The organism is Limosilactobacillus caviae, assembly GCF_014635905.1.
Taxonomy (GTDB): Bacteria; Bacillota; Bacilli; order Lactobacillales; family Lactobacillaceae; genus Limosilactobacillus; species Limosilactobacillus caviae.
On sequence record NZ_BMDS01000002.1, the window covers coordinates 77,553 to 89,443 of the forward strand.

Annotated in this window: 19 protein-coding genes; 10 read left to right on the forward strand and 9 right to left on the reverse strand. The window is 37.0% G+C overall.

The window, feature by feature from the left end:
• Window position 1: 1 nt before the first annotated feature.
• Genes obgE through IEU90_RS03050 form a run of 3 tightly spaced genes read left to right on the forward strand, consistent with a single transcriptional unit; the run spans window position 2 to window position 3,132 of the window.
• Complete coding sequence (gene obgE / locus IEU90_RS03040; RefSeq protein WP_153710574.1) at window positions 2-1,321, forward strand: GTPase ObgE; 1,320 nt, start codon at window positions 2-4, stop codon at window positions 1,319-1,321.
• A 32-nt stretch (window positions 1,322-1,353) separates the two neighbouring features.
• Window positions 1,354-2,283, forward strand: coding sequence for a ribonuclease Z (rnz, locus tag IEU90_RS03045; RefSeq protein WP_153710573.1), 930 nt, complete (start codon window positions 1,354-1,356; stop codon window positions 2,281-2,283).
• 15 nt (window positions 2,284-2,298) lie between these two features.
• Window positions 2,299-3,132, forward strand: a complete 834-nt coding sequence (locus IEU90_RS03050; RefSeq protein ID WP_153710572.1) for an SDR family NAD(P)-dependent oxidoreductase — start codon at window positions 2,299-2,301, stop codon at window positions 3,130-3,132.
• A 110-nt stretch (window positions 3,133-3,242) separates the two neighbouring features.
• Here IEU90_RS03050 and IEU90_RS03055 read toward each other — a convergent pair whose 3' ends face one another.
• From IEU90_RS03055 to IEU90_RS03095, 9 genes are all read right to left on the reverse strand, one after another.
• Window positions 3,243-4,412: a tyrosine-type recombinase/integrase gene (locus tag IEU90_RS03055; RefSeq protein WP_153710571.1), complete on the reverse strand. Its 1,170-nt coding sequence runs from the start codon at window positions 4,410-4,412 to the stop codon at window positions 3,243-3,245.
• Between the two features lie 447 nt (window positions 4,413-4,859).
• Window positions 4,860-5,012 (reverse strand): hypothetical protein, encoded by a 153-nt coding sequence (locus IEU90_RS03060; RefSeq protein ID WP_188357697.1) that lies wholly within the window; start codon window positions 5,010-5,012, stop codon window positions 4,860-4,862.
• 44 nt (window positions 5,013-5,056) lie between these two features.
• Window positions 5,057-5,446 carry a hypothetical protein gene (locus IEU90_RS03065; RefSeq protein WP_188357698.1) on the reverse strand — a complete coding sequence of 130 codons (390 nt, stop codon included), beginning with the start codon at window positions 5,444-5,446 and terminating at the stop codon, window positions 5,057-5,059.
• Window positions 5,446-5,910 carry a hypothetical protein gene (locus tag IEU90_RS03070; RefSeq protein WP_188357699.1) on the reverse strand — a complete coding sequence of 155 codons (465 nt, stop codon included), beginning with the start codon at window positions 5,908-5,910 and terminating at the stop codon, window positions 5,446-5,448. Before IEU90_RS03070 ends, IEU90_RS03065 begins: the two co-directional genes overlap by 1 nt.
• Window positions 5,911-5,943: 33 nt before the next feature.
• Complete coding sequence (locus tag IEU90_RS03075) at window positions 5,944-6,261, reverse strand: hypothetical protein (RefSeq protein WP_229723568.1); 318 nt, start codon at window positions 6,259-6,261, stop codon at window positions 5,944-5,946.
• A gap of 118 nt (window positions 6,262-6,379) precedes the next feature.
• Window positions 6,380-6,841 (reverse strand): hypothetical protein, encoded by a 462-nt coding sequence (locus IEU90_RS03080; protein ID WP_188357700.1) that lies wholly within the window; start codon window positions 6,839-6,841, stop codon window positions 6,380-6,382.
• Between the two features lie 224 nt (window positions 6,842-7,065).
• Entirely contained in the window at window positions 7,066-7,635 is a 570-nt protein-coding gene (locus IEU90_RS03085) for a hypothetical protein (protein WP_188357701.1), read from the reverse strand.
• A 56-nt stretch (window positions 7,636-7,691) separates the two neighbouring features.
• Entirely contained in the window at window positions 7,692-8,120 is a 429-nt protein-coding gene (locus tag IEU90_RS03090) for an ImmA/IrrE family metallo-endopeptidase (protein ID WP_188357702.1), read from the reverse strand.
• Window positions 8,120-8,428, reverse strand: coding sequence for a helix-turn-helix domain-containing protein (locus IEU90_RS03095; protein WP_188357802.1), 309 nt, complete (start codon window positions 8,426-8,428; stop codon window positions 8,120-8,122). Before IEU90_RS03095 ends, IEU90_RS03090 begins: the two co-directional genes overlap by 1 nt.
• Before the next feature lie 256 nt (window positions 8,429-8,684).
• Between IEU90_RS03095 and IEU90_RS03100 the strand changes: the two genes are divergently transcribed.
• The 7 genes from IEU90_RS03100 to IEU90_RS03130 all read left to right on the forward strand — a co-directional run bounded on the left by IEU90_RS03100 (window position 8,685) and on the right by IEU90_RS03130 (window position 11,891).
• The gene (locus IEU90_RS03100; RefSeq protein WP_188357703.1) at window positions 8,685-8,894 is read left to right on the forward strand and encodes an XRE family transcriptional regulator; all 210 of its coding nucleotides are present in this window, start codon (window positions 8,685-8,687) and stop codon (window positions 8,892-8,894) included.
• Window positions 8,895-9,082: 188 nt separating this feature from the next.
• Complete coding sequence (locus IEU90_RS03105; RefSeq protein ID WP_153710564.1) at window positions 9,083-9,322, forward strand: hypothetical protein; 240 nt, start codon at window positions 9,083-9,085, stop codon at window positions 9,320-9,322.
• 145 nt (window positions 9,323-9,467) lie between these two features.
• A complete protein-coding gene (locus IEU90_RS03110) occupies window positions 9,468-9,722 on the forward strand; it encodes a helix-turn-helix domain-containing protein (protein WP_188357704.1) in 255 nt (84 codons plus the stop codon).
• Window positions 9,715-9,891, forward strand: coding sequence for a hypothetical protein (locus tag IEU90_RS03115; RefSeq protein ID WP_188357705.1), 177 nt, complete (start codon window positions 9,715-9,717; stop codon window positions 9,889-9,891). Before IEU90_RS03110 ends, IEU90_RS03115 begins: the two co-directional genes overlap by 8 nt.
• A gap of 39 nt (window positions 9,892-9,930) precedes the next feature.
• Window positions 9,931-10,161 (forward strand): hypothetical protein, encoded by a 231-nt coding sequence (locus tag IEU90_RS03120; RefSeq protein WP_143958557.1) that lies wholly within the window; start codon window positions 9,931-9,933, stop codon window positions 10,159-10,161.
• On the forward strand, window positions 10,154-11,086 hold the full coding sequence (locus IEU90_RS03125) for a recombinase RecT (RefSeq protein WP_188357706.1): 933 nt from the start codon (window positions 10,154-10,156) through the stop codon (window positions 11,084-11,086). The genes IEU90_RS03120 and IEU90_RS03125 overlap by 8 nt, the downstream gene beginning before the upstream one ends.
• Window positions 11,070-11,891, forward strand: a complete 822-nt coding sequence (locus IEU90_RS03130; RefSeq protein WP_188357803.1) for a PD-(D/E)XK nuclease-like domain-containing protein — start codon at window positions 11,070-11,072, stop codon at window positions 11,889-11,891. The genes IEU90_RS03125 and IEU90_RS03130 overlap by 17 nt, the downstream gene beginning before the upstream one ends.

Here is an 11,891-nt window from a genome sequence, read left to right on the forward strand (position 1 = left end):
TATGAATATGTTTGTTGATCAAATAAAGATTGAAGTACATGCTGGTAAGGGTGGCGATGGAATGGTTGCGTTTCGTCGCGAAAAATATGTTCCAAACGGTGGACCCGCTGGCGGTGATGGGGGCCGTGGCGGTAGTATTATCTTAAAAGTGGATGAAGGTTTAAGAACTTTAATGGACTTTCGCTATCACCGAATCTTTAAAGCAAAAAATGGTGGTAATGGAATGAGTAAACAAATGACGGGACCAAGTGCTGAAGATACTATTATTGCCGTCCCCCAGGGAACAACCGTTAGAGACTTAGATACCGGTGAAATTGTTGGTGACCTAGTTGAACAAGGTCAAGAACTCGTTGTCGCTAAAGGTGGACGCGGGGGCCGTGGAAACATCCATTTTGCTAGTGCTAAGAATCCGGCTCCTGAAATTGCAGAAAACGGTGAACCGGGAGAAGATCATTATTTAGAACTAGAACTAAAAATGTTAGCCGATGTTGGGTTAATTGGGTTCCCATCTGTTGGAAAATCAACATTATTATCGGTTGTAACTGGTGCTAAACCTAAGATTGCCGCTTATGAATTTACAACGCTAACTCCTAACTTGGGGATGGTAATGCTACCGGATGGTCGTGATTTTGCAATGGCAGATATGCCTGGATTAATTGAGGGGGCATCCAAAGGTGTTGGGCTTGGATTAAAGTTCCTGCGGCATATCGAACGGACCCGTGTTCTTCTTCATCTTGTTGATATGAGTAGTGAAGATCCGCATCAAGCGATTGAACGCTACCGACAGATTAATAAAGAGCTTGCAAATTATGATCCTGAATTATTAAAACGTCCACAAATAGTAGTGGCTACTAAGATGGACTTACCTAATTCCGATGATAATTTAGCTACATTTAAAGCAGACCTAGCCACAGATAAGACTTTAGAAAGTCAACCTGAAATATTCCCAATTTCGGCGGTAACTCATCAAGGTGTTCAGCAATTAATGCAATTGACTGCTGACCTATTGGATAAGACACCATCATTTGATAGTGAGAGCCATGATAAGGAGCTGACTGCTGAATATCGTGCAGCTGCCCCTGAAAAGACAGATAGCACGGCTGACTTTACTATCACTAAAGATGAAGATGGTACGTGGGTCCTTGGCGGTGAGAAGCTTATTCGGCTATTTAAGATGACTGACTTAACTCATGAAGAAAGTCAACTGCGGTTTGCTCGTCAATTGCGGCACATGGGGGTTGATGATGCGTTAAGAGCTAAGGGTGTCCAAGATGGCGACCTTGTAAGAATCGAAAAATTTGTCTTTGAATTTATTCAGTAAAATTATATGCAACGAAGGTAGGAAAGTTATCAATGCAACTAGAATTTTTAGGAACAGGCGCCGGTTCACCAAGTAAGCAGCGTAATGTAGCAAGTGTTGCGTTGCGATTATTAGAAGAACGGAATGCAATTTGGCTGTTTGATGTTGGTGAAGCTACGCAACATCAGATTCTGCACACAACTATTCGTCCACGTAAAATAGAAAAAATTTTCATTACTCATTTACATGGCGATCATATTTTTGGATTACCAGGATTATTAAGTTCTCGTTCATTTCAAGGAGGGACTGAGCCGTTAACGATTTATGGACCGGTTGGCATAAAGCAATATGTCCAAACTTCTTTACAAGTAAGCGAATCGCGACTAAGCTATCCCTTGCACTTTGTTGAATTAACTGATGATGGCGAATTATTTAATGATCATGGTTTTAGAGTAGTTGCTCGTAAACTGGATCATAAAATTGCCTGTTTCGGTTATCGAATTGAAGAAGCTGATCATCCTGGAGAACTACAAGTTGAAAAATTACGAGAACAAAATGTGCCATCGGGACCGATTTATGGTCAACTGAAAGCAGGAAAAACGGTAACGCTTCCTGATGGCCGCACCTTAGATGGTCATGATTTTATCGGGAAACCGCAACCGGGGAGAATTGTTGCTATCCTGGGCGATACAAGACAAACACATAATGCTGTTTTATTAGCACAGAACGCTGATGTATTAGTACATGAGAGTACTTTTGCCAAAGATGAAACAAAAATGGCACATAGTTACTATCATTCAACTAGTAAACAAGCAGCTGAAATTGCTAAAAAAGCTGGCGTAAAAAAATTATTATTAAATCATATTTCGGCTCGCTATACAGGAAAAGCTGCTTACCAGTTAGCTTATCAAGTTCGAAATATTGTTCCTGATACTCGCGTTGTGAATGACTTTGATGTGATTGATATTCCATTCAAAAAATGAAAAGAGATGGCGAAAATGTTAAAAAGAGTAAAGATGTTACGCTTTTTACGAAATGAAGTAGTATTAATTACAGGTGGCTCAAGTGGAATTGGAAGAGAATTGGCTTTTGAAGCTGCCCGTCGTGGTGCGATAGTTGTAGTTGCTGCTCGTAATCTGGAAAAGTTACAAGAAGTAGCGAAAAAATGTTTGATTTTATCTGGCCGACCAGCATTTGCCTACCAGCTCGATGTTACCGATCCTGATCAGATTGATGCTGTCCTATCAAAAGTTCAACATGAAGTAGGCGGAATTGATGTTCTAATTAATTCTGCTGGGTTAGGTGATTTTATTCCCGCTGTTAAGGAATCATACCAGTCGATGGAAAGAATGGTTCATACTAATTTATTAGCATTAATGTATATTAGCCGCTGTGTTGCTAAGCAAATGATGGATCAAGGATACGGCGCAATTATTAATATGGGTTCGCTAGCTGGTAAACTTCCAACGCCAAATAGTGCCGTTTATTCGGCAACTAAGGCGGGAGTAATTCAATTTGACAATGTTTTGCGAATGGAAGTAGCGGATTATGGAGTTCAAGTATTAACAGTAAATCCAGGACCAATTGATACACCGTTCTTTGATAAAGCTGATAATGACTACACTTATCGCGCTCATTTGCCAAAATGGATGTTTATATCTCCAGAAGATTTGGCGCGTCGAATTTGGAATAATGTAGGGTATAAAACACGAGAAATTAATGTTCCAGGATACGTGGCCTATCTTGGCTGGGCTTACCAAGTTATCCCCGGTCTAGGCGACTGGGCTATTAAAAAGTTTTTTGACTTCCAACAAGATAAAAAGAATTTATAATGGTAACCCTTGAATTGACTGGTATTACAGCGATTGTGGCTTCTTTCAGAACTACTAAAGGGGCATAAAAGGGGCAAAAATAAAAGAGTTGGTCATGAACCAGCCCTTTTTCAGTTTAAAGTTTTGTCGATTAAGTTTACCTCATCATTGAATTTATCAGTAGCATTTTTAGTAACATGAAGGTAAATTCGACGAGTAATTTCACCGTCTTCATGACCAACTCGTTGCTGAATAACTCTTAAAGGAATGCCAAGATCAGCTAAGTTTGAGATGTGAGTATGCCGAAAGATATGAGTAGTAACATGCTTGTCTATTCCCTCAGAAGCCTGTTTTAAGAAAGAATTCATTGTATCAAGGTAAACTGGCACTGTTCGGCTTGAACGCACAATATGACGACTAAACAGCCAATCACTAGGGGATTTATCTTGCATATTACGTTTAACAATATTCGTAGCTGTTGGTGAAAGAATAACTTGTCTCGTACTTGATAGTGTCTTAGTCGAATGGCTTTTATAATGCTTAGCAGGTTTGTGTTTATATTCCATCGTACCATTTACATCAACAAAGTAATGATTATCATGTTGAAGTACATCTTTAACTTGTAAAGCACTTAATTCTCCATATCGTAACCCGGTTAAATATTGAAATTCAATAATATCACGGTACAGAAATGCTTTATGCTTAGTGCAGTAGTTGATAATTATTTTATACTCATCTTTGGTTAGATATTTATTTTCAATTCGTTCCCGTTTTTCACGGGATTCATTACGCCAATTAACTTCAACTTTTTCAATCGGGTTTGCAGCAAGTTCTCCATGACTAACAGCCCATTTGAACATAATAGATAAGGCTTTCCTAATTGCTCGAACAGTACTATTTTTTAACGGTTTCTTTGGATTATAAAGTCTTTCCTCCAAATAATTGTTAAAGTAGGTAGTAGTAATGTTTTTAGCGATAGTATGCTCTCCAATATCATCTACGACTTTATCTAAAAGATTCTTGTTGGTTTGATAGGTCTTAAGGGCTACCCGTTTTTCGTATGCTGTCAGGAACTTATCTCGAAGCTTGCCTAGTTCAATATTGGTTTCATGTGCTTGTTCTTTGCTAAGTGATTTTCTAATTTTAACTTCTAGCTCTCTGGTAGCCGTTTTAACGACTTGTGGGGTCTTCTTTCCATAAGTAACGGAAACTCGCTTGTAGCGCCCAGTGAGGGTAGATTTGAACCGTTCTGTATACTTATATCGAACTTTATTTCCTGTAGTTACTTTTTCAATCCACATAATTGTTCCTCCATTCTGGTAGATACAAATGTTATAATGAAGGAGTTAAAAATAGGGATGTGAACTTTATTTTTAACTCCATAGTCTGTCTCCTATTGCCGTAGAAGATAGACTTTTTTGATTTTATAGTGTTATATCGCTTATACAAACTGGTGTTCTTTTGAAGTGCTTTTTAAAACGGTCACGGAATTGACCGCTTTAAATTAGTAGAAGCAGGAGGGCGCGAGACACGCAGGGGCTCGCGCCCCTTAGGCATTGCCTAGCGCTTGATTTCAATAATTATCAAGAGTAGAATTAAAAGTGTGAAATTAGTCATGAGGTTCATCTCCTTTCGGTAGTCGTTAAATCACAGCTTGCTGTGATAGACTACTTAGAAAGGAGTATGTACCTCTTTTTTTATATAGGGCAATGCCTAAAAGTTCGTAGGGGGATGCTTTTGAATAATAATTATTCGTCTTTCTCTCTAAAGTTCTTTTCAAACCATTTGATGATTTCTTTGCGTTCTTCTTCAGTTGCGTCTGCGTCTATGTTTAAATGAGTCGTTTTTAAATCAGAAAGGGATTTATTATTGGAATCTTTGTTAATTTTATTATGTGCCATTATTATTCACCATTTTTAATGTTGTTAGAGCTTGAACATAAAGTTCAACGTAATACTAGCGAAACGATAACAGAAACAACTCCTGCTACTGCACTAATTCCACCAATAATGATTGTGCCCCAGAAAAATCTCCTAGTTTCTTTTTGCTGTTCTCTTTGAAATTCACGTTCTTTTAAGATTGAGTTTTCAATAACATTAGGAATTTGTTCAAATTTATCATCAATATGTTTTGAAAGAGCATCTATTTTTGTATCAATAGTTTCAATCTTCGCATTTAGATATTCTTTAGTAACGTATTTATCATTCATATTTCCGCCACCTCCATTACCATTATTATACATTGGAGGGATATTAGTATCTGCTGGATTACCTGGAATATTGTTTGTTCGTCGATTGAAATTAAGTATTTTTGTTTCACTAGGCCTTTCTTGCATTATTTTTTACTCCAAATTGGTATGACGGTTTCAAAAAAACAGCCCTTTTTTACAGCAACATTAAATCCCTCATCTTCATCAGTTTTCTTTGTTACTGCTAGCTCAACATTTAAGGAATGAATATTATTTGCCTTAATTAGTTTTCCGTCAATGTGTACTGGAAATCCAACTCCAAAAGTTGTAGAACCGATTTTGGAAGGAACAGGACCATAAATTTGATCTAGATATATTTGTTCTTCTAAGTCAGAATCTTCTGAAAGAACAGTAAGGTAAAGATACCAATCACCATTTTCTAGTAGCTTTTGGAAAACTTCGCCAAAATTAACGGAACACTTTAAATAAAAATCAATAGAGCCATCCCTTTCTAAAAAGATTTGAGTATCAGGATTGGGGGAATCCACTTTCTTGTTAATTTGATTTTGAAAGCTAAAATAAGCTATGTTAACATCACGATAATTTTTCATTTCATTATATCCTTTCTCCAGAGAGTTTTTTAATTAAAAGGATCTTGTCCTTGTTGTAATTGATAAGTATCCTGAATTTCCCCAGATGTTTTCATTGTATCCGGTACAGACTGGACAGCTTGTGTCGTTAGCTGGTGGCAATCCATTGCTATTTGATTGTGAAGCTTGCTGTGAATTGCTTTGCTGAGTTGATTGCACAGCTTGTTGCTGAGAACCATTCTGACTGCTTTGTTGAGTGGAAGTTTGGCTAACTTTGCTATCGCTAGAAGTAGCAGAGCTAGACGAACTTTGCGGATCTTTCTTGCTTTCCTTATGTGTCTTGTGATGTTTAACAGCCTTAGTAGTAGTCACCGATGAACTACTACTTTTTTATTTGATTTCTGCGATGCAGAGTTACTACATGCAGCAAGTGACATCCCCATAAGTGCGGTTGCACAAATTAAACCTATCTTTTTCATTTTAATTTCCCCTAATCAACTTCGCCTGTCTTAAAGTTAAAATTGTACTTTTCACCTGTAGTATCTGTGCTTTTAAACCATCCTTTTCCAGAGTAAGAAGATTTTGCAAAAGTACCACTAGCTTTATCTTTAAATACAATTGATAACTTAGTATTGTTCTTCTTTTGATATTTGTTAACTTGTTTATAAGTATCTTCAAGATAACTTTCTAATCCATAGTCATTGACGGTTTCAACATAATCATCAGCAATGTAAACAGTTAAAATATTGCCTTTAACTTTTACTTTCTTAAAATCAGCATTTTCATTTGTTTGAGCATAAGCGTTTAACTCGGTTACTAATCCAGATTTACTAGCCCAAATAGTTGTTGAATTGAAAAATAAACCTAATGTTAAAGAAATAAAAAATACTAAATATAATCTGAAATGCTTCATTATATTCTCCCCAATAGATGTTAATTTAATCGATTTCATAGAAGAGGCCCTTTAACTTATCAAATTAAGCGCCGACATGATAAAATAAAATCCTGCTAAAGAACAGGTGAGACCAATATATCCCAAGACTTTATGATTACGATTATAATAATATGTTCCAGATATTCCGCAAACTAGCGTTATGATTATAAGTATTAACATTTTAATGAGTTCCTTTCTTTTATAAGCAAAATGCCTAAAAGTCTATTACAATGGGCTTACTATTATTCGGTAACATCTTGAATTTGTTCGATTAGAGTTTCACCATCATCGTTTGTAGGTCCTTTGGTGTCAGGGCTTGATTTTGCTCCCCCATTAGCATTGTCTTTAGCAAAAAATGGTTCAAAGTAACAAGCAGTTGTACCGGCTCCTAAATTACCAAGATCAGAAGTTTGAACTGCATGTCCATAATTATTCGAGAATTTATCTTTACTAAAAGCAATTATGAAATTAGCTCCGTCGTTGTTGCCTTGATAAAATGCAATTCCGTTACGTTGAAATTGTGATGGTGTATTATCGATAATCGATTGAATGTTTTTAGCAAACTTAGTGCGCTGAGCCAATGAACTAACTTTTGGCGTTTTCTTTAAAACATATACTGTATAGGAATTGTCATCGGTATTAGTAACTTTCTTAATAGGAATATTTTTTCCCGCTTTTGTTGAATTTAAATACTTCATTAAGACTTTAGGATCATTAGATTGTGAGGCATCTTGTTTCAAATCAGCATTTGCTGTGTTAACAAATAATGCAATTCCCATAAACATCCCTAATATCATAAGTAACTTTTTCATTTTTCAATTACTCCTCGTATAGCTTTTAACGTCGATCACGCTTGGACGTAAATTAATTATTTCACATAATATTCCCAAATTTTGTCCCTTACTACATCAGAAAGATAGTGAGGGACATGGAAAGCTTGCATAAAGTTTGCGCTATTAGCACATTGAATATCTGTATCCTGGCAGTAAAACGGGATTAAAAGTTTGATAGCACCGACATTTGCTTTATACTCTACTGATTCTTTACCAGTAAAACTAGCGTGGTAGAACACTACATCCCCAACATCTCCATGAATGACGTGAGCTAGTTCATGAGCAAATTGGAATATAATTTCTTCCGGCCTATGCCAATTAAGATTCATTACGACACGTCGATATTCATAACTACTACCAGGTGGAGTGTAAGGAGAGAAATGCTCCCATACGACATCGATTTTGTATTCCCTAGCTTTTTCTAATAGGTAATCGCAAACTTCTTCTGCTTGTTGATACAACATTACTTACCACCACGCAATAACCGTTTCATGTATTCCAGATCTTCTGTTGGAATTTGCCGGCCTTCGTAGGTGAAGACAGTATCTTCGTCTGCAAGGTCGGCTGTTTTTGTTTCTTTCGTATCTCGCCCTAAAAGGTAATCAGTTGAGACATTGAAATAATCAGCTACTTTTGCAAGTTTATCTGATGATGGAACTGATTTTTTCCATTTATAAAGATAGTTTTTACTAAAGCCGAGGTCAGCTTCTACGTCCACAATAGACTTACCTTGTTTATCAGCCAGCCTCTTAATTCTGTCAAATACTGTAATTTCAGCCATAATATTAATCTTCCCTTAAACTAAGAATTATCTATCTAAAAAGGTAGAAAAATATGTTGACATCTATCAAATAAGGCAATATACTTTACATTGTAAGTTAATGAATTAGCAAAGTCAAAACCTTAATTGACAATGTTTTCAACACTTTATATCTAACTATTAAGCTAATTTGTTAGCTTATTTTTATACACATAGTCTACCACCATTGGTAGATTTTAACAATAAAAATTAGAAAGTAGGTGAAGCTATGAGTGAACTTTCTTACAAAGAAAAATTAAAAGTACAACTTATGCGTAATAGAGAACTTGGCTTAGAGCCATCATCGCAAAAAGCAATCGCTGAAAAATTTGGTTTAAGTCGAGTTTATGTAGGAACAGTAATTGAAAATCATCAACATGGTCCCAAAGCAGATGAGTGGCGGAAGAAGTTCGCTGCCTACGCTGGTATGGAGGTGTGAGAGTGGACTCGGAGTCAAACAGTTTAAAACTTCAGCTCGACAAAGAAATTCTTAGGGAGACTTTGAAAACAAAAAGCCTGATCAAGAGGGCAATTCTGATCAAGCTGTATTCGTTGCTTAGATGATTACTAATCATCATTACCCTAATTAAAGAGTTTGGACTGAAATATGAAGGGAAGTGATTAATAATGATGGCTAACAACTGGAAAACCAAGAAAGAGATCATGGAAGATTATGGATATTCAGAAGGTACTTTCTATAGCCGGTGCAAAGAGTGTTCGCTGCTACCGGATTACCGTGACGCGATTATTCGTGATGGTGGTCAACGAACCTATGTTGATGAAAATCGATTCCAAGATTTCCTTAGGTATCGGTCTGAACAATACCGAAAGAGAATGCTTGATCCTCATTTGAAAGAAGGTAATTAAGTGGCGTTGTTAATCGGATTACCAATATTAATTATTGCAATGTGTTTGTTATATGCATTGGTATACAGCTTATTGTATGAGCGGAATAAACCATTGCTATTGAAAGAGAAGTATCGGAAGAAACATTAGTAGGAGGTAGATTTTAATGCTCAAAAATAGATTAAAAATTCTATTAGCAATGCACCAAATGAAAATTAAGGATCTTATGGAGATATCGGGATTAACACGCAGCACTATTTCAAACATAGCAAATAATCGTGTTGCAAATATCAGCACTGAAAATTTAGATAAGTTGATGAATATTTTTGGAGTTACTCCTAATGAATTTTGGGATTATAAACCAGAGCCGAAAGCAAGCAGGATTCAAAACATTGAGAGGAAGCGTGAGGATAATGACTGAATTGGCTAATTCAAAACTTATGGCCTTTACTATGGGAACGTGGATCACTTACTGCTTAGGTGTTGGTGCTTACGATGGAGCAGTATTCTTGCTGTTCTTCTACTCACTAATGTTATGGGATTTAAACGCAAAAAAAGCCACCGGATCCGACACATCCGATGGCAAATAGTAAAACCTATATGTAAATAGAATTTGAGGTAATTATAACATGAATGAATACACACGTACTAGACTTTTGAGAATTCGTGATATTTTAGCTCGTCACGTCAACGCAATTGACATGGCCTTAGACTTCCAAGCAACTGACTTAGAGATAGCACAGGAGCTTAGTTTATTACTTAATCAAACTGATAAAGGAAGCCACTTTAAACAAGATTGCAAAGAAGTAGAAGCTGAGGCATATCGCCTAGCTGATGAGGAGGGACTAGTTCATGAATAACCAAGTAGCACAACAGCAGAAACCAACTAAGCTAACCGATCTTGTATTAGATCGTGTTAAACAAATGCAAGATACGCAGGATTTATCACTACCGAAGAATTACAACGCTTCTAATGCGCTTAATGCGGCCTTTCTTGAATTGCAAAAGGTACAAGACCGTAATCATCGGCCAGCCTTAGAAGTATGTTCGCATGACTCGATTGTTAAGTCCTTGTTAGATATGACACTGCAAGGACTATCACCAGCTAAAGATCAATGTTACTTCATCGTTTATGGCAAAGAGCTTCAAATGCAACGTAGCTATTTTGGTACTGTTGCAGCAGTTAAACGACTTGATGGTGTTAAGAAAGTTAGGGCAGAAGTTGTTCACGAAAAAGATGACTTTGAAATTGGAGCTAATGAAGACATGGAGCTAGTCGTTAAGAGGTTCGTCCCTAAGTTTGAAAATCAAGATAATCAAATTATTGGGGCTTTTGCCATGATTAAGACTGATGAAGGTACTGACTTTACTGTTATGACCAAGAAAGAGATTGATCAGTCGTGGGCACAAACTCGGCAAAAGAATAACAAGGTACAGCAGAACTTTAGCCAAGAAATGGCAAAACGAACTGTGTTAAATCGTGCCGCCAAGATGTTTATTAATACGTCTGATGATAGTGACCTTTTAACTGGTGCTATCAACGACACTACCAGCAATGAGTATGACGATGAACGGCGTGATGTCACACCTGTTGAAGAAGAAAAGCAAAGTACTGATGAACTGCTAGAAGGATTTCAAAAGTCACAAGAAGCGAAGGCTAAGGGGGTAAGTAATAATGGCAACAGCAACGAAGGCAAAGAAGAAGCAAGTGAAGAAGTCGCAGACGGACAAACAGAACTCTTTAGCAGAGGAACAATCAAGCCAGCCGATGAAGCTGACAGCTGATAATTACTACTCTCATGAGACCAGTTGGCAGTATATGAGCGTATCGTTGTTCAAAGATTTTGAGAAGTGTGAAGCTCGTGCATTAGCTAAGCTCAAAGAAGATTGGAAACCTGCATCAAGCTCTGTTCCTCTTCTTGTTGGTAACTACGTTCATTCTTACTTTGAAAGTGCCAAGAGCCATCAAGACTTTATCGAAGAGAATAAGAAGGAACTCATAACCAAACCAACTAAAAATGATCCAAACGGCCACCTCAGAGCTGAATTTAAGAGTGCTAACAGCATGATTCAGACGCTACAAGCCGATGATATGTTTAACTACTTCTACGCTCCAGGTGATAAAGAGGTAATCGTAACGGGAGAAATTGACGGCTACTTGTGGAAAGGCAAGATTGACAGCCTTGTACTTGATAAAGGGTATTTTTGTGACTTAAAAACAGTCGATGACATTCATGAAAGGCATTTTAATACCGATGTAGCAGTTCCAAACTTTATTTATGATCGTGAGTATGATCTTCAAATGGCTGTGTATCAAGAATTAATTAAGCAAACTTTTGGAGTATTCTGCAAGCCATATATCTTTGCTGTAAGTAAGCAAACACCTCCAGACCACGACGCGTTTAAATTTGAGGGTATGACTGATAAATATGCTATGCAAGATGACATACGAAAGATTAAAGAACTACAACCGCATTTCTGGAAAGTAATGACTGGTGAAGTGGCACCAATATCCTGTGGCAAATGTGATTACTGTCGCGAAACGAAGACGTTAAGTAGTTTTACTAATGCAAGTGAAATCGAGGTATAG

Excerpts from the sequence above, each read along its gene's own strand:
- obgE (WP_153710574.1), top strand. The coding sequence starts at position 2 with ATGAATATGTTTGTTGATCAAATAAAGATTGAAGTACATGCTGGTAAG.
- rnz (WP_153710573.1), top strand. The coding sequence starts at position 1,354 with ATGCAACTAGAATTTTTAGGAACAGGCGCCGGTTCACCAAGTAAGCAG.
- IEU90_RS03050 (WP_153710572.1), top strand. The coding sequence starts at position 2,299 with ATGTTAAAAAGAGTAAAGATGTTACGCTTTTTACGAAATGAAGTAGTA.
- IEU90_RS03055 (WP_153710571.1), bottom strand. The coding sequence starts at position 4,412 with ATGTGGATTGAAAAAGTAACTACAGGAAATAAAGTTCGATATAAGTAT.
- IEU90_RS03060 (WP_188357697.1), bottom strand. The coding sequence starts at position 5,012 with ATGGCACATAATAAAATTAACAAAGATTCCAATAATAAATCCCTTTCT.
- IEU90_RS03065 (WP_188357698.1), bottom strand. The coding sequence starts at position 5,446 with ATGCAAGAAAGGCCTAGTGAAACAAAAATACTTAATTTCAATCGACGA.
- IEU90_RS03070 (WP_188357699.1), bottom strand. The coding sequence starts at position 5,910 with ATGAAAAATTATCGTGATGTTAACATAGCTTATTTTAGCTTTCAAAAT.
- IEU90_RS03080 (WP_188357700.1), bottom strand. The coding sequence starts at position 6,841 with ATGAAATCGATTAAATTAACATCTATTGGGGAGAATATAATGAAGCAT.
- IEU90_RS03085 (WP_188357701.1), bottom strand. The coding sequence starts at position 7,635 with ATGAAAAAGTTACTTATGATATTAGGGATGTTTATGGGAATTGCATTA.
- IEU90_RS03090 (WP_188357702.1), bottom strand. The coding sequence starts at position 8,120 with ATGTTGTATCAACAAGCAGAAGAAGTTTGCGATTACCTATTAGAAAAA.
- IEU90_RS03100 (WP_188357703.1), top strand. The coding sequence starts at position 8,685 with ATGAGTGAACTTTCTTACAAAGAAAAATTAAAAGTACAACTTATGCGT.
- IEU90_RS03105 (WP_153710564.1), top strand. The coding sequence starts at position 9,083 with ATGATGGCTAACAACTGGAAAACCAAGAAAGAGATCATGGAAGATTAT.
- IEU90_RS03110 (WP_188357704.1), top strand. The coding sequence starts at position 9,468 with ATGCTCAAAAATAGATTAAAAATTCTATTAGCAATGCACCAAATGAAA.
- IEU90_RS03115 (WP_188357705.1), top strand. The coding sequence starts at position 9,715 with ATGACTGAATTGGCTAATTCAAAACTTATGGCCTTTACTATGGGAACG.
- IEU90_RS03120 (WP_143958557.1), top strand. The coding sequence starts at position 9,931 with ATGAATGAATACACACGTACTAGACTTTTGAGAATTCGTGATATTTTA.
- IEU90_RS03125 (WP_188357706.1), top strand. The coding sequence starts at position 10,154 with ATGAATAACCAAGTAGCACAACAGCAGAAACCAACTAAGCTAACCGAT.
- IEU90_RS03130 (WP_188357803.1), top strand. The coding sequence starts at position 11,070 with ATGAAGCTGACAGCTGATAATTACTACTCTCATGAGACCAGTTGGCAG.